We start from the raw sequence: 21167 nt of genomic DNA on the forward strand, positions 1-21167 counted from the left end.
GTGACGAGGGTGCGCCGGCCGCTCTCGCGCGGCGGCGGCAGGCGGCCAGCGTCGACGTTCACCTGGACCGCCTGGAACAGGAGGCGGGGCGGGGGCGGCCCGCGCGCGGCCTAGGCGCTGCAGCGGGAGAGCGCGTAACGGAGAGCGCTCTGGAGCAGCCCGAAGGTCAGAAACGCCCCCTCCGCGCTGCCGATCTCGGTCATGGTCCGCGCGATCGCCGGGGAGATCCCGGAGACGAGGCACTGGCTACCGAGGAGGCTCGCCGCGCGCACCACGGCGAGCAGGTGCGACACGGTCGCGGCGTCCACCGCGCTGACGCCGGTCAGGTCGAGGATCGCGAAGCGCGCCTGTGTCCGGACGATCTCGGGGAGCAGCCGCTCCATGATCTGCGCCGCCCTCGCGGTCTCCACGGTGCCGATGACCGGCAGCACGAGCACCCCCTCCCACGCCTGGATGATCGGCGTGGACATCGCGAGCATCGTCTCCTGCTGCTGCCGCAGCAGCGCCTCGGCGCGTTCGCGCTCGGCGTTCTCCTCGGCGAGCTGGCGGTTCTTCCGCTGGAGCTCCTCGGCGTCGCTCTCCCGGCGCTGGAGCGCCTCCCGGAGCTCCGCTTCCAGCTGCTTGGACGCCGTGATGTCCTTGACCGTCACCGCGACGCCGTCGTCGAGCGGGACGATCTGGTATTGCAGGCACAGGCGCTTGCCCCCGGGCAACGCGCTCTCCGTCTCCGCGAGCAGCCGCTCGCGCGTCCTAAAGACGTGCTCGTATCTCTCGAGGAGCCCGAAATCGCGAACCGCGGGAAAGACATCGGCGACCCGCCGGCCGATGATCTCCTCGCGCGGCCTCGACGTCACCTGGCTCACCAACAGGTTGGCCTCGGTGAACACGAAATCAACGGTCTCCCCCGGCTCGCCGACCGTGCGACGCAGCACGCAGAACCCGTCGAGGCTGCCGTCGATCGCCGCCCGGTACCGCGACTCGGCCGCGAGCAGCGCCTCCTCGGCGCGCCGGCGATCGGTGATGTTGCGCGCTACGCAATAGACGAGCTCGGCGTCCGGGTAGATTGCCGAGTTCCACTCGATCCACAGATACGAGCCGTCACGGCATCGATATCGGTTCACGAACGTCGCGGTGGCGTCGCCGGACAACAGCTTCGCCGACTCGGTCACGGTGCGCTCGCGATCTTCGGGATGAACGAAGTCGAGGAAGGGCCTGGTCAGGAGCTCTTCGCGCGAGAAGCCGAGCGTCTGCTCCCACGCCCGGCCGATGCGCTTGAAGTATCCGTCGAATCCGGCGATCCCCACCAGGTCGACAGAGAGCTCGAAGAAGCGGTCGAGGTCGTCGAGCCGAGGCGCTTCAGGCATGACGGAGAGCATGGCTATCACCTCCGCCGCGGGCCGTCGACCCCCTCGGCGAGCTCCCCAGGCCCGGGCCGCGCCGAGGTGCAGGATCGTCGCGCTCACGGCCGGATCGCGCCGGAACCGCTCCGCCGCCGCGCCGATGCGGCGGTGCGACGCGAAGGGGCCGCGTTCGCTCCACGGCCTGCGGGCGCGTGCGAGGCCGCGGTGTGCCCAGAGTTCCGCGGCGGCGGCGATGAGCGCCGTCGCGACTGACATCCGCGTGGTCCGAAGGCGGCTCGGCCGCCGCAGCGGGCCCGCGGGCGGGGGCGCGACGATGCCATGACATGGGCATCGATCCCGGCATGACGCCGTCTCGGGTCGAAGACGGTTTGATCCTGCGATCCGCGCTCGGAGATTCCGGCTCGACGGCGCGAGCGCCGAGGTTATCGTGCGACCCCGCAGCGCAATCGGGCCGACCCGCGGAGGTGGAGATGAGCCAGGGAGAGCGACAGGACGTAGCGACCTATCGAGTCGTCGTCGATCACGAGAAGCAGTACACCGTCTGCCCTGTCGAGCGCGCGATCCCGCGCGGGTGGCGGGAGGCCGGCAAACAGGGGTCCGTCATGGAGTGCCTCGCTTATATCGATCAGGCATGGGAGCGCCTGCGCGCCCCGGCGGAGGGACGCGCCCCGGCGGATGTCGTGTGAGCGCGGGCGGAGCGGCCATCCTGACGCCGCCATGAGGCGAGGATGGCCGCGATGACGAGGGGAACCGGCGCTAGAGACCGACCCGGGTGTCCGGGCCGAAGCACGTGACCATGCGCAGCTCGCTCGTGTAGCGGCGCCCGTCCGCGTCGACGAGCCAGCACTGGTCGGGCCGCGGGAGCATCTCGGTGACGGCGATGCCGCCGGGATTGACGCGCGCGGCGGCGTCTTCGCGGGCGACGCGCACGAGGTTCGCGAAGACCTCGACCGAGAGCGGGCTGTCGAGATCGAGGAAGGTCGGCTTGGACTCCGCCGCCGACTTCACGAAGACGAAGCGCGGCAGTCCGTGCTCGGCGGCCCACCGGCGCACGCCGACGAAGCGATCGACCGGCGTGGCGAGCTCCGCGGCGTCGATCTCCGCGGGGGCGAACATCCAGCGCTCGCGCGCGATCACGAGGCCGTCGATGGTCACGCGGGGGACGTGGCGGGCCGGCGCGAAGAGGGAGAAGCCGCGGGTCGCCTCGAGGCTGATGATCAGCCACATGAACTGGCGCGCGTGGAAGACGAGCCGCCCGTCGCGGGTCTGGGCGCGGAAGCGGTCGCCCTCGATCACGACCTCGAGGTCGGCGATCCGGAGGTGGTGCTCCGGGTCGATCGACTGCGGGGACGTCGAGAAATCGAGCACGTAGTCGATGGGCCGCCGCGCCTCGGGCGCCCCGAAGACGCGCTGGCCGGTCGGGCCGCCGAGCAGCTCCTGCTTGTGGCCGGTGACGTAGAGCGCGGGCCACGGGTGATCGCCGACCAGCGCGGCGGTGATGTCCCCGGGCGAGGGGTGCTGGGACAGCGTGGCGAACGCGTTCAGCGTGGGGCCGAGGTGGACCTCGCCGAGGACGGCCAAGAAATCCCCCGCGGCGAACGCCTCGGGGCTCGCGGCGGCGACCAGGAGGTCGGGGCTCACGTGGAACGGCGCGACCGTGCGATCCGCCGGGTGGCTCGGGAACGCCGCCTCGAAGCGCGCCCGCAGCGCGGCGCTGTCGAGCTCCACCCGGCGCGCGTCCGGTGCAGCGCCGACGAGCTCCTTCCAGCGCTCGCGCACGGCGTCGACGTGGCGCTGGACCGGCGGGGTGAAGACGCCCGGCTTCATGCGATCGAGCAGCGCGCGCTGGAGGACGGTCATGTCGAGCCGCGCGTCGGGGGCGCCGCCGACGAGCTCGTCGACGACGCCGCGCACGTAGCCGATGTACGCCTCGGTGGTCTCGCGCATGAACCAGCGCATGCTCGACAGGACGAGCGAGAGCGCCGGCCCGAACCGCTCGAGGAACGGCGCGCCGAACGTGACCTCGACGTCGCGGCGGCAGTCCTCGTAGATGGGCGTGCGGCCGGCGTAAACGGCGCCGGGCGCGCGCGTCGCGGGCCCGGCCGTCAGGCGGGTGACCGTGTGCTCCAGGGCGTCGAGCGCGCGGTCGAGCGCCTCGGGGTCGCCCGCCGCGGCCGCCACCGCCGCGCGCGCCGCGAAGAGCTCGTCGACGGCGGCGAGCGCGGGCGCGCGGAGGTCCTCGGGCTCGATCCGGGCGAGCGCCGCGCGCAGGTGCGCCTCGGGGTCGCGGAGGGCGTACGGCAGCTCGAGGTCCCACGCGAGGACGCGCATGCCGACCATGTCGCGCAGGAGGTCGTAGACCTCGGCCTCGCTCGAGAACCCGAGCGAGGCGTCGGCGAGCAGCTCCGCGGCGATGGCGCGCGCGGGCCGGACGCCATCGCAGGCGGCGAGCAGGCGCGCGCGCGCCGGCGGGAGCTCGGCGCGGTGGCCGATCGGCAGGATGAGCTCGCGGCCGTCGAGCTGGTAGAACGGCAGCCAGCGCGGCGCGAGCCACGGCGCGACGCCGGGCCGCGCGGCGATGGCCGCGGCGAGCCCGTCGAGGACCCAGTGCTCCATGGACACCGTGCGGTTCGCGAGCAGCCCGCGGCCCGGGGCGACGCGCGCGGCGACCGGCCCGCCGTCGATCCTGGCCCAGCCGAACGGGCCGAAGAAGCCGATCGAGTCGTTCTTGGCGCAGTACCGCTCGAGGTAGCTCGCGACGAGGCGCTCCTTGGAGCGCGTCCGCGCGTCGGCCGCGCCTTCCGGGGCCGCGAGCAGCGGGTCGACGGCCGTGCGGAGGACCTGCCGGTTCTGCCAGACCAGCGCCTCGCGGAAGGCGCGGTCGCGGCAGATCCCGCGGAGGCGCTCGCTCACGATCCGCGCCTCGTCGTCGAACACATCGCGCAGCTCGGCGCCGGCGGCGTCGCGCCGCCGGAGCGCGCCCGCGAGCTCGTCGAGCGCGGCGTCGGCCGCGGGGGAGCCGGCCTTGTCCCGGGGCGCGCCGCCCTTGGCGAGCCGCCGGCGCTCCGCCTTGAGCCGCGCGCGCGCGGCCTCGTCCCCGGCGAGCGCGTCGACCCCGGTGCGCGGGTCGACGCGGACGAGCGCGTCCAGCGCCGCGATCGCGGCCCGCCGGGACCGCTCCTCGGCGCGATCGGCCTCGCCGAGGCGATCCGCGGCCGCGGCGCTGCCGGGGGCGACGAGCGCGCGCAAGAGGTCGACCGGGAACCCCGCGCTCCGGAGGCAGACCGTCCGCCAGACCTCCCATTCGCTGCCCGGCAGGGCGGCTCGCCAGGGCGCCGATCGGACCGGCGCCGCCATTGAATCACGATGTTCGCGGGGCAGCTTGCCCACCTCGATCGCGGCGTCCGCTCCGAGCATGCCGCGCAAGCTATCAGCGCGAGTGATCGTGTCAACGCTCGGGTCGGTATGTCTTGTTAAGTAATGTAACGATCCCGGGACGCGCCCACGAGATGATGATAGTCGGTGGCCCCTGGTCGACGTTGGATGATGGGGTTCTGTCGCTATCTGTCGATGTTCCATCAGGGAGCGAACGCTGCCGTGAGCCCGCTTGAATGGACGCCGTCGCGCTGGGATCGCTGCGTGACTCGATATCTCCAGTCGGGCTGAACAGGGCTCTCCCAGGAGACGGCGCACTCGGCAATTCCGCCATGCGCATCGACGATCAGCGCTGGTGATGTCCTCCGTATGCGATTATGGTGCGCCGCGAGATGGTGGGGGGAGTCGGCACCGGAGCGCCGGAGTCGTGGGCTTCCACGGACGGGTCGGCCAGCGCAATGGCACCGCACGAATCCGACGGGCTCATGAGCAATTCTATGGACTCCGGTGCTGCATTCGAGACGCTCGTCGAGCTGGGCCGTGGCCGCGCGGCCCGCTTCGGTGACGAGCTCGCGTACAGCTTTCTTGTAGACGGCGAGTGCGAGCGGCTCGATGTCACGTTCGCGGAGATCGATCGACGGGCGCGCGGCGTCGGCGCCGCGCTCCAGGCGATCTCGGCCGTGGGCGACCGCGCGGTGCTCCTGTATGCGCCCGGGCTCGACTACGTCGCCGCGTTCCTCGGCTGTCTCTACGCCGGCGTGGTGGCCGTGCCGGCGTACCCGCCGGATCCGGCGCGCCTCGGCCGGACGCTGCCTCGCCTCGAGGCGATCGCCGCCGACGCGGGCGCCCGCGTGGTGCTCACCACCGAGGCGATCGCGGCGATGGGCGACGCGCTGGCCGAGCGGGCGCCGGCGCTGCGCGCGGGGCGGTGGGTCAGCACCGACGCGCTCGCGCCCGGCGTCGAGGAGGCCTGGCGCCCGCCCGCGATCTCGCGCGGGGCGCTCGCGCTGCTCCAGTACACCTCGGGCTCGACCGGGGCGCCCAAGGGGGTGATGCTCACGCACGGCAACCTGCTCGCGAACCTCGGGGCGATCGCGCGCGGGTTCCGGACCGGCCGCGCGTCGCGCGGGGTGATCTGGCTGCCGCCGTTCCACGACATGGGGCTGATCGGCGGCGTGCTCGAGCCGCTCTACGCGGCGTTCCCGGTCGCGCTGATGTCCCCGCTCGCGTTCCTGGAGCGCCCGATGCGGTGGCTGCGCGCCATCGCGCGCTTCGGCGGCACGGTGAGCGGCGGGCCGAACTTCGCGTACGACCTGTGCGCGCGCAAGGCGACCGCGGCCGACGTGGCCGCGCTGGATCTCTCGACCTGGGACGTGGCGTTCACGGGCGCGGAGCCGGTGCGGCACGAGACGCTCGAGCGCTTCACCGCGACGTTCGCCCCGTGCGGGTTCCGGCGCGAGGCCTTCTACCCGTGCTACGGGCTGGCCGAGGGCACGCTGATCGTGACGGGCGGCGAGCGCGGCGCCGGGCCCGCGCTGGCCACGGTCGATCGCGAGGCGCTCGCCGGCGGGCGCGCGGCGCCGCCGGAGCCGGGGCGCGCGGCGCAGACGCTGGTCGGGTGCGGCCGCGCCGTCGACGCGGGCGGCGAGGTGCGGATCGTCGATCCGGTCTCGACGCGGGATCGAGAGGACGGCGAGATCGGCGAGATCTGGGTGCGCGGGCCGAGCGTCTCGCGCGGCTACTGGGGGCGCGCCGAGGCGACCGCCGAGGCGTTCGGCGCGCGGCGCGAAGGCGCGCCGGACGCGGGGCCGTACCTGCGCACGGGCGACCTCGGCTACCTGCGCGACGGGGCGCTCTTCGTGACGGGGCGGCTCAAGGACCTGATCCTCGTCCGGGGCCGGAACCTGTACCCCGACGACCTCGAGCGCACCGCCGAGGCGAGCCACCCGGCGCAGCGCCGGGGCTGTTGCGCCGCCTTCGGCGTCGAGGTCGAGGGCGAGGAGCGGCTCGTCATCGTCCAGGAGGTCGATCCGCGCGGGTCGCCCGACCTCGCGGAGGTCGTCGCGGCGGTGCGCCGCGAGGTGCAGCTCCAGCACGACGTGGCGGCGCACGCGGTGGTGCTGATCGCGCGGGGGACGATCCCGAAGACCTCGAGCGGCAAGATCCAGCGCGGCGCCTGCCGCGCGGCGTTCCTGGCCGGCGGCCTCGAGGAGCTCGCGCGCGGGTCGCTGGGCGCCGGCGCGCCGGAGGCGCGCGCGATCGAGGCGCCGTCGACCGACGTGGAGCGGGAGGTCGCCGCGATCTTTCGCGAGGTGCTCGGGGCGCCGCGGCTGGGGGCGACCGACAGCTTCTTCGAGCTGGGCGGCGACTCGCTCGCCGCGATGCAGGTGATCGGGCGCCTGGAGGCCCGGCTCGGGCTCCGCGTCGCGCTGAGCGCGCTCTTCGAGGCGCCGACGGTCCGCGCGCTGTCGCGTCGGCTCGAGGCCGCCGCCCGGCCGGCGACGGCGCTCGGCCGAGGCGACGGCGGCGCGGGCTCGGGGTCGATCCTGCCCGCGCACGACGCGGCCGATCACCCGCTCTCCTACGAGCAGGAGCGCCTGTGGATCCTCGACCAGCTCCTCCCCGGCCTGACGGCCTACAACCTGGCCCCGGCGGCGCGGCTCCGCGGCCCGCTCGACCGGGAGGCCCTCTCGCGGGCGCTCGAGGCGCTGGTCGGCCGCCACGCCGCGCTCCGCACCACGTTCGCGGCGCGGCCGGACCCGGTGCAGCGCGTCGGCGAGCGCGGGGACGTCCCGGTGCGCTTCGTGGACGTGTCCGACCAGCCCGAGGGCGAGCGCGAGCGCGCGGTGCGGCTCGCCGCCCGCGCGGAGCTCACGACGCCGTTCGACCTCGCCGCCGGGCCGCTCGTCCGGGCCCGCCTCGTGCGGCTCGGGCCGGAGGAGCACGTCCTCGTGCTCGGCGTGCACCACATCGCGATCGACGGGTGGTCGTTCGCGCCCCTCGTCCGGGACCTGGGCGCCTTGTACGAAAGCTGTAGTCGCGGGGGCGCTCCGGCGCTCCCGCCGCTCGCGGCGCGGTACGTCGACTTCGCCCGCTGGCAGCGGCAGGCGCTCTCGGGCGCGCGCCTCGAGGGGCTCGTCTCGTGGTGGGCGCGGCGCCTGCGCGGCCTGCCGACGGTCGAGCTGCCGACGGATCGGCCGCGCGGCGCCGTCCAGACGTTCGCCGGCGCGGAGCGGACGGCGGTGCTCCCCCGGCGCCTGCTCGGCGATCTCGACGCGCTCTGCCGGCGCGCCGGGGCCACGCGGTTCATGGCGTGGCTCGCCGTGCTCGCCGTGGCGCTCCGGCGCGCCACCGGCCAGGAGGATCTCGCGATCGGCACCGCGGTCGCGAACCGGCCGCGCCCCGAGCTCGAGGGGCTCGTCGGCATGTTCGTGAACACGCTGGTCCTGCGCGTGGACCTCGCCGGCGACCCGACCTTCGCCGAGCTGCTCCGGCGCGTCCGGGCGACGGCGCTCGAGGCGTTCGAGCACCAGGACGCGCCGTTCGAGAAGGTCGTCGAGGCGCTCCAGCCGAGGCGCGACATGAGCCGGTCGCCGCTCTTCCAGGTGATGCTCGTCGTCCAGAGCGCGCCGATGCCCGCGATGGCGCTCGGCGACCTCGAGGTCGAGCTCCTCGACCTCGGCGCGGAGACGACGCGCTTCGACCTGCGGTTCTCCGTGGAGGCGCGCGGCGGCCAGGAGGTCGTCTCGCTGCAGTACAACACCGACCTCTTCGATCCGCAGACGGCCGACGAGCTCCTCGAGTCGCTCGTGCGGATCGCGGAGCGCGCGGTCCGCGCGCCGGAGGCGAAGGTCGCGGCGCTCCTGCTCACCCCCGAGGAGCGCCGGCGCGCGCTCGTGACGTGGAACGCGACCGAGGAGCCGTACGACGACCACCTCTGCCTGCACGAGCCGTTCTTCGCGCGGGCGAGCGAGCAGCCGGACGCCGTCGCGGTCGTCGCTGGCGGCCGGCGGCTGACGTACGCGGAGCTGCGCCGGCGCGCGCTCGCCGTCTCGGCGCGCGTCCGGAGGGCGGGGCAGGGGCGCGGCCAGCTCGTGGCGATCGCGATGCAGAAGGGCTGGGAGCAGGTCGCCGCGGCGCTCGGCGTGCTGCACGCCGGGGCGGCGTACCTGCCGATCGATCCCGCGCTGCCGCGCGAGCGCCTCGCCCACCTGCTCGCGCACGGCGAGGCGCGCCTCGCGCTCACGCAGTCGCACGTCGACGCGCGGATCGACTGGCCCGCCGGGGTCGAGCGCGCCCTCGTCGACGAGCTGGGCGAGCTCGACGACGCTCTTCGCCTCCCTCAGCGCGCCGCGCCCGCGCCGGGCGACCTCGCGTACGTGATCTACACCTCCGGATCCACCGGCCAGCCGAAGGGGGTGATGATCGACCACCGCAGCGCGGTGAACACGATCCTCGACGTGAACCGCCGGTTCGGCGTCGGGCCCGACGATCGCGTGCTCGCGCTCTCGTCCCTGAGCTTCGACCTGTCGGTCTACGACCTCTTCGGCACGCTCGCGGCGGGCGGCGCCATCGTGCTGCCGCCGCCGGGCCCGGGGCCGCAGCCAGACGCATGGGCCGCGCTCGTGCGGGCCGAGGGCGTGACCGTGTGGAACTCGGTGCCCGCGCTGCTCCAGCTCGCGCTGGACGCCGCCCCCGCCGGCGGCAGCACGACGGCGCCGCCCGATCTCGCGTCGCTCCGTCTGGTCCTGCTGAGCGGCGACTGGATCGACCTGAAGCTCCCCGAGCGGATCCGCGCCGCGTCCCCGGCCGCGCGGATCGTCAGCCTCGGCGGCGCCACCGAGGCGTCGATCTGGTCGATCCTGCACCCGCTCGACCGCGTCGATCCGCGCTGGCGCAGCGTCCCGTACGGCCGCCCCATGGCCAACCAGCGGGTCTACGTCCTCGACCAGGCGCTCGAGCCGTGCCCGATCGGCGTCCCGGGCGAGCTCTACATCGGCGGCGTCGGCGTCGCGCTCGGCTACTTCCGCGACGAGGCCCGGACCGCCGCGAGCTTCGTCGCGCACCCGGCCACCGGGGAGCGGCTCTACCGCACCGGCGATCTCGCCCGGTACTTCCGCGACGGCGCCGTCGAGCTGCTCGGGCGGGTCGACTTCCAGGTCAAGGTGCGGGGCTACCGCGTCGAGCTCGGCGAGATCGAGGCGGTGCTGCTCCGGCACCCGGACGTGAAGGAGGCCGTGGTCGCCGTCAAGCAGGACCCCTCGGGCGACCGGCGCCTCGTCGCGTACGTCATCGGCGCCGGCGGCCTGGACCCGCAGGCGCTCCTCGCGTTCGCGCGGCGGACGCTCCCCGAGTACATGGTGCCGAGCGCGTGCGTCCCGGTGGACGCCTTCCCGCTGAGCGCGAACGGCAAGGTCGACCGCGCGGCGCTCGCCGCGATCGATCCGCGCGGCGGCCAGGGCGAGGCGCCGCGGATCCCGCCGCGCACGGCGACGGAGCGCGCGATCGTCGGGGCGCTCAAGGAGGTGCTCCAGGTCGAGGAGATCGGCGTCAACGAGAACCTCTTCGAGATCGGGCTGACGTCGCTGCTCGCCGTGCGCGCCCAGCGGCTGCTCAAGGAGCGGCTGCGCGCCCCGATCGCGGTGGCGGACCTGTTCCAATCGCCGACCATCGAGGCGCTCGCCGCGCGCGTCGACGCGAGCGATCCGGGGCGCGGGTCGACCGACGCGGCCGAGCAGCGCGCGGACGCGCGCCGGGACGCGGCGCGCCGCCGGCAGGCCGCGCGCGGGGAGCGGTCGAACGGATGAGCGCGATGGCACCCGGAGACGAGCTCGAGGACCTGGGCGGCGCCGTCGCCGTCATCGGCATGGCGGGGCGCTTCCCCGGCGCGGACGACGTCGACGCGCTCTGGGCCAACGTGGTGAACGGGGTCGAGTCGATCACGTTCTTCCCGGAGCACGAGCGCGAGGCGCACGCCGCCCTGCCGGACGCGCCGGGCGCCTCCCTCGTGTGCGCGGGCGGATTGCTGAATGGAATCGAGGATTTCGACGCGGCGTACTTCGAGATCCCGCCGCGCGAGGCGCAGCTCATCGATCCCCAGCACCGGCTCTTCCTCGAGTGCGCGGTGAGCGCGCTCGAGCACGCCGGCTGTGACCCGGCGCGCTATCCGGGGGCGATCGGCGTCTTCGGCGGGTGCGGCCCGGGCGCGTACCTGCTCCAGGTCGTCTCGCGCCCCGATCTCGTCGCGGCCGTCGGGCTGCGCGCCCTCACGCTGGCGAACGACAAGGACTACCTGACCACGCGCGTCTCGTACAAGCTCGACCTCCGCGGGCCGAGCGTGCTCGTGCAGAGCGCCTGCTCGACGTCGCTCGTCGCGGTCCACGTCGCGTGCCAGAGCCTGCTCGGCTTCGAGACGGACGTGGCCCTGGCCGGCGGGGTCTCGGTCGCGGTGCCGCAGAAGGGCGGCCACGTCCACGTGCCCGGGGGCATCATGTCGCCCGACGGCCGCTGCCGCGCGTTCGACGCGCGCGCGGCGGGCACGGTCGCCGGCAGCGGCGTCGGCCTGGTCGTGCTCAAGCGCCTCGCCGACGCGCTCGAAGACGGCGACCGCATCCACGCCGTGATCCGCGGCTCGGCCGTCAACAACGACGGCAGGAAGGCGAGCTTCAGCGCGCCGGGCGTCTCCGGGCAGGCCGCCGTCGTCACCGAGGCGCACCGCGTCGCGGGGGTCGATCCGGGCTCGATCGGCTACGTCGAGGCGCACGGCACCGGGACGCTGCTCGGCGATCCGGTCGAGATCCAGGCGCTGACGACCGCGTTCCGGCGGCGCACCGACGCGGTCGGCTCCTGCGCGCTCGGGGCGCTCAAGGCCAACGTCGGCCACCTCGACGCCGCGGCCGGCGTGGCCGGGCTGATCAAGGCGATCCACGTCGTCCGCGAGGGGGTGGTCCCCCCGTGCGTCCACTTCGAGGCGCCGAACCCGCACATCGATTTCGGGTCGACCCCGTTCTTCGTGCCCACGTCGGCCGGGCCCTGGCCCGGGGGCAAGCCGGTGCGGCGCGCGGGCGTGAGCTCGTTCGGCATCGGCGGCACGAACGCCCACGTCGTGCTGGAGGAGCCGCCGGCCACCCCGGCCGCGGCGCCGTGGCGCCGGCCCGCGTGCGTGCTCACGCTGTCGGCCCGCAGCGACCGCGCCCTCGACGCCGCGTGCGGCGCGCTCGCCGCCCACCTCGACGCCCGCCCCTCGCTCGACCTGGCCGACGCGGCGTTCACGCTGCAGGTCGGCCGCCGCGAGCACGCGCATCGCCGCGCGATCGTCGCGGCCTCGCTCGACGAGGCCCGCGAGGCCCTCCGCGCCCCGCGGAAGGGCGCGCCCGCCGCGGCGGGGCGGGGGGCCGTGCTCCTGTTCCCCGGGCAGCACTCGCAGCGCCTCGGCGCGGGCGCCGGGCTGTACGCGACCGAGCCCGAGTTCCGGCGGGCCTTCGACGCGTGCGCGCGGATCGCCGGCGACGTGGCCGGGATGGATCTCGTGCGCGTCGCCTTCGAGGCGGGCGACGGCGACGGCGCGCGCCTCACGGCGACCGAGCGCGTGCAGCCGGTCCTCTTCGCGGTCGAAGTCGCGCTCGCGCGGCTCTGGATGTCGTGGGGCGTCGAGCCCGCGGCGATGCTCGGGCACAGCCTCGGCGAGTGGGTCGCGGCGTGCCTCGCCGGCGTGGTGACGCTCGAGGACGCGGTGGCGATCGTGATCGAGCGCGGGCGGCTGACCCAGGCGATGCCCCCGGGGTCGATGCTCGCCGTGGGCGCGCCGGCCGAGCGGCTCGAGGCCTTCCTCCGCGATGGGGTCGAGATCGCCGCGTGGAACGCGCCGGGGCTCGTCGCGCTCTCGGGGCCGTCCGGCGCCATCGATCGGGTCCAGGCGGCGCTCGAGGCGCAGGGGACGTTCGCGCGCCGGCTCGAGACGTCGCACGCGTTCCACTCGGCGCTGCTCGACGGCGCGGTCGAGCCGTTCCGCGCGCGCGTCCGCCGTGCCGCGCTCCGGCCGCCGCGCGTGCCGTTCATCTCCAACGTCACCGGCGCGCCGATCACGGACGAGCAGGCCGTCGATCCGGACTACTGGGCCCGGCACCTGCGCGCGCCGGTCCGCTTCGCGCAGGGGCTCGAGGCGCTCCGCGCCGAGGGGCACGCGGTCTTCCTGGAGGTCGGTCCGGGCCGCTCGCTCACCGCGCTCGCGCGGCGCACCCTGCCGTCGGCGCTGGGGATCGAGGGGCTGCGGAGCGAGCGCGAGGCCGGATCGAGCGAGCAGCGCCAGGCGCTTGAGGCGCTCGGCCGCCTGTGGGAGGCCGGCTGTCCGGTCGCCTGGCAGCGCCTGCACGAGGGGGAGGGCCGGCGCCGCGTGCCGCTCCCGTCGTACCCGTTCGAGCGGACGCGCCACTGGGTCTCGCTCGCGCGCGGGCCCCAGGCGCCCGCCGCCGTCGACGAGGCGCGCCACGAGGGCGGCGCGGGCGCGCCGGCCGCCGCGCCCTCGGGCGGCGCCGACGGTCGCGGCGCGCGGGCCGAGGGGCGCGCCGACCGCGTCGCGCCCCGCACCGAGATGGAGCGGCTGCTCGCGCGCGTCTGGACCGAGATCCTCGGCGTCGAGGACATCGGCGTCACCGACGATTTCTTCGCGCTCCACGGCGACTCGCTGATGGCGACGCAGCTCGTCTCCCGCGTGCGCGCGCGGCTCGGCGTCGACGTGCCCGTCCGCGCGCTCTTCGAGGGGCCGACGATCGCGGCGTTCGCCGCGGAGATCGAGCGGCGGCAGGGCGCCGGGGCCGCCCGCAGCGCGCTGCCGCCGATCGTCCCCATCCCGCGCGGCGGGCGGCTGCCGGTCTCGTCGGCGCAGCAGCGCCTCTGGTTCCTCGACCAGCTCGAGCCGGGCAGCCCGGCGTACAACGTCTCGTTCGCGGTCCGCGCGGCCGGCCGGCTCGATCTCGCGGCGTTGCGCCGGAGCCTCGAGGAGATCTGCCGCCGCCACGAGGCGCTGCGCACCACCTTCGCCGCAGTCGAGGGCCGCCCGGTGCCGGTCGTCGCGCCCGCGCCGTCGGTGCCGTGGCGGGTGTCCGACCTCGCGCACCTCTCGGGCGCGGACCTCGAGGCGGAGACCCGGCGCACCATCGCCGCGGAGGCGCTCGAGGTCTTCGACCTGGCCTCGGGCCCGCTCCTCCGCGCACACGTCATCCGGCGCGTCGAGCGCGAGCACATCGTGGTGCTGGTCGTGCACCACATCGTGTTCGACGTCTGGTCGGTCGGCGTCTTCGTCGCCGAGTTCGGCGCGCTCTACCGCGCGTTCACGCGGGGGCTGGCCTCGCCGCTGCCGGAGCTCCCGGTCCAGTACATCGACTTCGCGGCCGCGCAGGGCGCGTGGCTCGCGGGCGAGGGGATCGAGGCGGAGCTCGGCTACTGGCGGGGGAAGCTCGCCGGCGATCTGCCGCGCGTGCGCGTCCCGGCCGACCACGCGCCCGAGGGCGCGCGCACCTGGCGCGGCGCGCGCCAGAGCCTCCCGGCCCCCGCGGCGCTGGCCGACGGCGTGCGGGGCCTCGCGCGGCGCGAGGGGGTCTCGCCGTTCATGATCTTCCTGGCCTGTTACAAGGCGCTGCTCCACCAGCGCACCGGGGTCGAGGACATGGTCGTGGGGACCGACGTCGCGAACCGCAGCCGGCTCGAGACGGAGGGTATGATCGGCTTCTTCGTCAACCAGCTCGTCATCCGCGCCGATTGCAGCGGAAATCCCGCGTTCACCGCGCTCGTGCGCCGGGTCAGGGACGTGACCCTCGAGGCGTTCGAGCACCAGGATCTGCCGTTCGACCGGCTGGTCGAGGCGCTGCGGCCGCGGCGCGTCGCCGGCCAGGCGCCGCTCTTCGACGCCAAGTTCGTGATGCGCAACGTGCGCGTGCCCAGCGTCGAGCTCGACGGGGTCGTGCTCGAGGCGCTCGAGGTCGAGGCCGAGGCGGCGCCGTTCGACTTCGTGCTCACGGTCGCCGAGGGGACGTCCGGCTTCGTCTTCGGCGTCGAGTACAGCACCGAGTTTTACCGGCAGGAGACCGTGCGCGACTTCCTCGAGGACTACGCGCGGGCGCTCGAGCGCGCGACCTCGCGCCCGGAGGCGACGCTCGCCGAGCTCCGGGAGCACATCGACGCCGGCGTCGAGGAGCGCAGGGCCCGCGAGCTCGAGCGCGCCCGCGGCGCGGAGCTCGCGCGGCTCGGCAGCGCCCGGCGCCGCGCCGTGAGGCCGTCCACCCAGGGCGCCGAGGGGCAGGCCCTCGGCCGAGAGGAGCCATGACAGAGACCCTCGAGACAGGCGGGTTCGCGCTCTCGCCGCAGCAGCGGCGGCTCGCGGCGCGGTCGCGCGGGGCCGCGGAGCCGTCGCCGTACCGGGCCGTCGCGCACGTGACCATCGACGGGCCGTGCGACGAGCGGCGGATCGCGTCCGCGCTGCGCGAGGTCGTCGCGCGGCACGAGATCCTGCGGACGACGTTCGAGCTGCCCGACGGCGCGCCCGGGGTCCAGATCGTCGGCGGGCCGCGCGTCGACCTCCGCGTCGAGGCGGACCCCGGCGGCACGGGCGCCGCGCTGGCCCGCGCCGCGAGCGAGCCGCTCGGCGACCCGCCCCTCCGCGCCGCCCTCGTCCGGCGGTCCCCCGAGCGCCACGATCTCGTGCTGAGCGCCCCCGCGCTCTGCGTCGACGGCGCCTCGCTCGAGAACATCGTCGCCGAGCTCGCCGTGGCCCTCGGGCGCGGCGCCCCGCTCGCCGGCGAGGCCGCGTCGGCCGCGGTGCGGCAGTACGCCGACGTGGCCGACTGGCAGGATGGCCTCCTGGAGTCCCGCCACGCGGCCGAGGCGCAGGCGCTCTGGGCGCGCGAGCGCCTCCCGGACGCGCCCGCGGCGGCGCTCCTCTTCGCGCCGCCGGCGGACGCCCGGCCGGGCTTCCGGCCGCGGCGCGGCGCCATCTCCCTCGATCCGGCCGTCCAGCCGCGGCTGCGCGCGGCCGCGGAGGCCGCTTCCGTCCCGCTGCCGGTCGCGTGCCTCGCCGCCTGGGCGGCGGTCCTGTGGCGGTCGAGCGGCGAGGACCCCGCCGGCGTGACCGTGGCGACCCTGTTCGACGGGCGGACGCACCCGGAGCTCGGGGCCGCGTGCGGGCCGTACGAGCGGTACGTCCCGCTCCGCGTCGCGCCGTCGCGCGGCGAGCCGCTCGCGGGCCTCGCGGCGCGGGTCGCCCGCGCCGAGCGCGAGGCCCGCGCCCTGCAGGACTACGTGCCCGACGCGCTCCCGCTCGGGGCCTTCGGCTTCTCGTTCCGGAAGGCGGCGCCGCCGCGCGCCGCCGCGGGGCTCCGGCTCGCGCTCGCGTCGCACCGCGTGACCACCGAGCCGTTCGCCGCGCAGCTCCTCTGCTCCGAGACGCCCGAGGGCGTCGCGTTCGAGCTGGAGGTCGACGCGTCCGTGGCCAGCGACGAGGACGCGGCGCGCCTCGGCGAGCGCTTCGCGACGCTGCTCGCCGAGCTCACGGCGCGCCCCGCCGAGCCGGTCGACCAACGCGCGTACCTCGGCCCGCGCGAGCTGTCCCGGCTCGACGCGCTGGCCCGCGGGCCCGTGCGCGAGCGCGAGCGCGAGCCGGCGACGCTCGACGAGCTCGTCTCCCGACAGGCCGCGCGCACCCCCGATGCCGTCGCGGTCGAGCACGACGACGCTTCGATCGGCTACGCCGAGCTCGAGCGCCGATCGAACCAGCTCGCCCATCACCTCGCGTCGATGGGCGTTGGCCGCGAGACCATCGTGGGCGTCTGCCTGCAGCGCTCGATCGAGCTCGTGATCGCGGTGCTCGGCGTTGTCAAGGCGGGGGCGGGCTACCTCGCGATCGACCCGGATCTCCCTGCGGAGCGCGTCGAGCACATGCTCCGCGAGATGCGCGCGCGCATCCTGGTCACGGACGAGGCCATCGCCGACGAGCTCCCGACCGGCGGGTGCGCGGTCGTCTGCGTCGACGGCGACGCCGCCGCCATCGCGCGCGCGAGCGGCGCGCGCCCGGCCCCGCGCGCGCTCCCGGACAACGTCGCGTACGTGATCTACACGTCGGGCTCGACGGGCCGGCCGAAGGCGTCGCTCACGTCGCACCGCGCGATCGTGAACCAGATGGGCTGGGTGCAGGAGCGGTGGCCGCTCGGCGAGGGCGACCGCATGCTCCTCAAGGCGCCGTTCGGCTTCGACGTCTCGGTCTGGGAGGTGTTCTGGCCGCTCCTCGCCGGCGCGCGGATCGTCGTGGCGCGCCCCGGCGGCCACCGCGACCCGGCGTACCTCCGCCGCACCATCGAGCGGCACGGGGTGACGATCGCCTACTTCGTCTCGTCGATGCTCTCGGCGTTCCTCGCGGACGATCCGGGCGCCTTCCCGGCGAGCCTCCGCCGCGTCCTCGTCGGCGGCGAGGCCGTCCCCGCCGAGCTGACGCGGCGCTTCTTCGCGGCGGCGGTCCACGCCGACCTGATCAACATGTACGGCCCGAGCGAGGCGTCGATCGCGGTGACCGGGTGCTCGCTGCCGCGGGGCGAGGCCGGCTCGGTCGTCTCGATGGGGGAGCCCGTGGCGAACGGCGAGATCGTCCTGCTCGACGCCGGCATGCGGCGCGTGGGCCTCGGCGTGACGGGCGAGCTGTACATCGGCGGCGTCCCGCTCGCGCGCGGCTACGGCAACAGCCCCGAGCAGACGGCGCTCCGGTTCGTGCCGCACCCGTTCGCGCGCATGCCGGGCGAGCGGCTCTACAGGACCGGCGATCTCGCGCGCTGGCTCCCGGGCGGGACGCTCGAGTTCCAGGGGCGCACCGACCACCAGATCAAGCTGCGCGGCCACCGGATCGAGCTCGGGGAGATCGAGGCCGCGCTCGAGGCCCTGCCGGGCGTGCAGCAGGCGGTGGTGATGCTGCGCGAGGACGCCCCGGGGCACCCGCGGCTGGTCGCGTACGTGGTGCCGGCGCCGGGCGCGTCGCTCCCGCCGGACCTGCGTGATTCGCTCCGGGGGCGCCTCCCGAGCGCCATGCTCCCGTCCGCGGTGGTCGCCCTGGGGGCGCTGCCGCTCTCGCAGAACGGCAAGGTGAACCGCGCGGCCCTGCCGCCCCCGGACCCGACGGCGGGTGACTCGGCGGCCCCGCGCGTCCCGCCGCGCACGCCCACCGAGGCCCTGCTCGCCGGCATCTGGCGCGAGGTGCTGGGCGCCGGCGAGGTCTCCGTGCTCGACAACTTCTTCGACCTCGGCGGGCACTCGCTCCTCGCGACGCAGGTCGTCGCCCGCGCGCAGCGCGCGCTCCGCGTCGAGGTCCCGCTGCAGCTCCTGTTCGACCGGCCCACGATCGCGGCGCTCGCGCCCGCGGTCGTGGCGCTCGCCGCGCGGGCGGCCGCCCCCGTGGCGGGCGCCGCGCCGCCTTCGCCCGCCGCGGATCCGGCCGCGGGGCCCGCGCCCGCCGGGGCGCCGGCGATCCCGCGGCGCCGCCTCGATCGCGCGCCGCTCTCGCACGCCCAGCGGCGCATGTGGTTCCTCGAGCAGCTCACGCCGGGCACCGCGATGTTCAACGTGCCGACGGCGGTGCGCCTCACCGGCGCGCTCGACGTGCCCGCGCTCGAGCGCGCCGTCGCCGGCCTGCTCGCGCGCCACGAGTCGCTGCGGTCCGCGCTCGTGTCGGTCGACGGCGAGCCGGTCCAGGTCGTGCGCCCCGCGCCGGCCGCGCCGCTCGTCGTGATCGACCTGCGGGGCGGGTCGCGATCGCTGGAGGGCGCGATCGCGGCCGAGGCGTGGCGGCCGTTCGACCTCTCGACCGGGCAGCTCCTGCGCGCCGCGCTCTTCCGGGTCGACGCCCGCGAGCACGTGCTCGTGATGACCCTCCACCACATCGCGTCGGACGACTGGTCGATGGGCGTGCTGGTGCGGGAGCTCCTCGCGCTCTACGCCGGCGCCGCCCTGCCCGAGCCGGCCTTGCAGTACGGCGATTACGCGGCCTGGCAGCAGGACGCGCCCGTGGACCGGGCGCAGCTCGACTTCTGGCGCGAGCGGCTGCGCGGCCTGCCGCTCGCGCTGGGCCTCCCGAACGACGGGCGGAAGGCGCAGGGCCGCGAGGACCGCGCGGGCGTGAGCGAGGGGGTGGGCGTCGCGCCGGCGCTCGCGCGGGCGCTCGAGGAGCTCGCGCGCGCCGAGGGCGCGACGCTCTTCATGGCGCTGCTCGCGGCGCTCGACGTGCTGGTCCACGCGTTCACGGGCGACACCGACATCCCCGTCGGCACGCCGCTCGCGAACCGGCGGCGTCCCGAGCTCGAGGGGCTCGTTGGCCTGCTCGTGAACCCGGTCGTGCTCCGCGTCGACGTCTCCGGCGAGCCGACGTTCGCCGAGCTCCTCGCGCGCAGCCGGCAGACCGCGCTCGACGCGTTCGCCCGGCAAGACGTCCCGTTCGACCTCGTGGTGAACGAGCTCCGGCGCGAGCGCGACGTCGCCCAGCACCCGCTGTTCCGCGTCTGGCTCGCCCTGCAGAACACGCCGAAGGCCGCCGTCATCGTGCCGGGCCTCCGCGCCGACCTGATCCCGCTCTACCCGCCGATCGTCCCGTTCGATCTCTCCATCCTCCTGTGGCCCACGGAGGAGGGCGGCCTGCGCGGATATTTCGAGTTTCGCCGGAGCCATTTCGACGCGGCGGCGGTCGCGCGATTGCCGCGGGTCTTCCTGCGGCTGCTCTCCGCGGTGGTCGAGCGGCCCCGGGCCTCGGTCGCCGAGCTCGCCGCGTTCGTTCGCCAGGAGGACGCGGCTTTGCGCAAGGAGGAGGCCGAGGCGTTCCGGCAGCGCGCCGGCCAGCTGCGCAAGCGATCGCCCGAGCGGGAGCGATCCGCGACTCATGAGGCGCGCGTGGACGGGCCTCATCTCGAGAAACCTTAACGCCCGACGACCCGTGCAACGCGGCGGACGAGCGGTGAAGAGAGGAATGGACGATGGCCGATAGGACCGTATTGGAGCGACTGGGAATGGGTCGTCTCCCGGGTGATTTCTTCGAGCAGCGGACTGCGCGGCAGTTCCGGTTCAGGATCTTCGAGGACGTGGTCAAGGCCTGCTCGCGGCCTTCGCGGTACGACGACGCCGCGCTCCCCTGGCTCCGGTCGCTCTATGCGAGCACCCCGAGCGTGGCGCTCTACGCCCACGTGCCGTGGTGCGTCGAGGAGTGTACGTACTGTTATTACTGGGGGAAGATCGACAAGCGCTCGGAGATGCAGCGCTTGCTCGAGGCGGAGCGGGCCCACGCGCGGCTCATGGACGAGCTCTGCGGCCTGCGCGAAAAGAGCGTGCCCTCGATCTATTTCGGCGGCGGCACGCCGACGGTCCTCCCGCGCGACATGCTGGAGGAGCACCTCGCGTTCTTCACGAGCTACCGCCTGACGCCGGACGCCGAGGTCTGCGTCGAGGCCAGCATCGGCACGCTCGGGCGCGAGAAGCTCGACGTGCTTGAGCGGTACGCCACGCGCCTGAGCATCGGCGTGCAGGCGTTCAACGACCGGCTCCTCGGCATGGTCGCGCGCACGTTCTCGCGCGAAAAGGCGATGGACGTGCTGCGCGAGGCGATCGCGCGCATCCCGTCGGTCAACATCGACCTCCTGTACGGGCTCAAGACGCAGACGCGCGCCGAGTTCCTGGAGTCGGTCGAGACCGCGATCGCGCTGGAGACGCCCTCGATCACGCTGTATCGCCTGGAGGTCCGCGACGATCCGCCGCTCGTGCGCGAGTACGAGGCCGACCCGGGCGCCTTCCCGAGCGAGGTCGAGTGCCGCGTGATGCGCGCCGAGGCGAAGGCGCTGCTCGAGAGCGCCGGATACCGCGAGAACCTCGTCGGCTGGTTCCTCAAGCCGAAGGTCGCCGACACGAAGGTCTACCGCGAGCGGTGGGAGAAGCAGACCCCGTGCGTGGCGTTCGGGCCGCACGTGCAGAACTACGGCCCTGGCCACTTCTACATCAACGTTGACGACAAGGAGGAGTACATCGCGCGCGTGAACGCCCGCTCGCTGCCCATCGGCACGAAGTACGAGCTCGGGCCGCTGGAGCGGATGTACATCCTGGTCCTCGCGCTCTGGAAATCGAACCGCCCGGTCGATCTCGCCGAGCTGCGCGCGTCGTTCGACGACGCGCTCGTGCAGCGGTTCGCCGCGTCGACCGCGCGGTACGTCGACTGGGGGCTGCTCACGAGCGCCGGGGCGGTCCTGTCGCTCACCCCCGCCGGGGAGTCGCTGCTCGAGTGGCTGCTCGGCGATCTCATCCAGCAGCTCTCGACGTCGCGCCCGGCGCCCGAGCGGCTGAATGACCGCCGCTCGCTCCCGCTCTTGTGATCATGGAAGCGATGGGCAGGCGCGCGAGGCGCGGTGACGGGCAACTCTATCT

The 21167-nt window shown here is 75.1% G+C and carries 7 protein-coding genes; 5 read left to right on the forward strand and 2 right to left on the reverse strand.

The genetic code is table 11. The annotated features are described in order from the left end of the window. Positions 1-110: 110 nt before the first annotated feature. The gene (locus WMF20_RS18985) at positions 111-1376 is read right to left on the reverse strand and encodes a PAS domain S-box protein (RefSeq protein WP_437615551.1); all 1266 of its coding nucleotides are present in this window, start codon (positions 1374-1376) and stop codon (positions 111-113) included. Positions 1377-1684: 308 nt separating this feature from the next. On the opposite strand from WMF20_RS18985, the gene WMF20_RS18990 reads away from it, so the two are divergent. After that, a complete protein-coding gene (locus tag WMF20_RS18990; protein ID WP_437615553.1) occupies positions 1685-2047 on the forward strand; it encodes an MbtH family protein in 363 nt (120 codons plus the stop codon). Positions 2048-2117: 70 nt separating this feature from the next. On the opposite strand, the gene WMF20_RS18995 is transcribed toward WMF20_RS18990, so the two are convergent. Further along, positions 2118-4778: a lantibiotic dehydratase gene (locus tag WMF20_RS18995; RefSeq protein ID WP_437615555.1), complete on the reverse strand. Its 2661-nt coding sequence runs from the start codon at positions 4776-4778 to the stop codon at positions 2118-2120. 455 nt (positions 4779-5233) lie between these two features. Here WMF20_RS18995 and WMF20_RS19000 point away from each other — a divergent pair, with 455 nt between their 5' ends. From WMF20_RS19000 to WMF20_RS19015, 4 genes are all read left to right on the forward strand, one after another. Next, positions 5234-10543 carry an amino acid adenylation domain-containing protein gene (locus WMF20_RS19000; protein ID WP_437615557.1) on the forward strand — a complete coding sequence of 1770 codons (5310 nt, stop codon included), beginning with the start codon at positions 5234-5236 and terminating at the stop codon, positions 10541-10543. Between the two features lie 5 nt (positions 10544-10548). Continuing rightward, positions 10549-15057 carry a type I polyketide synthase gene (locus tag WMF20_RS19005; RefSeq protein ID WP_437615559.1) on the forward strand — a complete coding sequence of 1503 codons (4509 nt, stop codon included), beginning with the start codon at positions 10549-10551 and terminating at the stop codon, positions 15055-15057. Further along, positions 15054-19679 carry an amino acid adenylation domain-containing protein gene (locus WMF20_RS19010; protein ID WP_437615561.1) on the forward strand — a complete coding sequence of 1542 codons (4626 nt, stop codon included), beginning with the start codon at positions 15054-15056 and terminating at the stop codon, positions 19677-19679. The genes WMF20_RS19005 and WMF20_RS19010 overlap by 4 nt, the downstream gene beginning before the upstream one ends. An 86-nt stretch (positions 19680-19765) precedes the next feature. Continuing rightward, positions 19766-21115 carry a radical SAM protein gene (locus WMF20_RS19015; RefSeq protein ID WP_437615563.1) on the forward strand — a complete coding sequence of 450 codons (1350 nt, stop codon included), beginning with the start codon at positions 19766-19768 and terminating at the stop codon, positions 21113-21115. Positions 21116-21167: the final 52 nt, after the last annotated feature.

This window comes from Sorangium sp. So ce834 (assembly GCF_051521425.1).
In the GTDB taxonomy this organism is placed as follows: Bacteria; Myxococcota_A; Polyangia; order Polyangiales; family Polyangiaceae; genus Sorangium; species Sorangium cellulosum_D.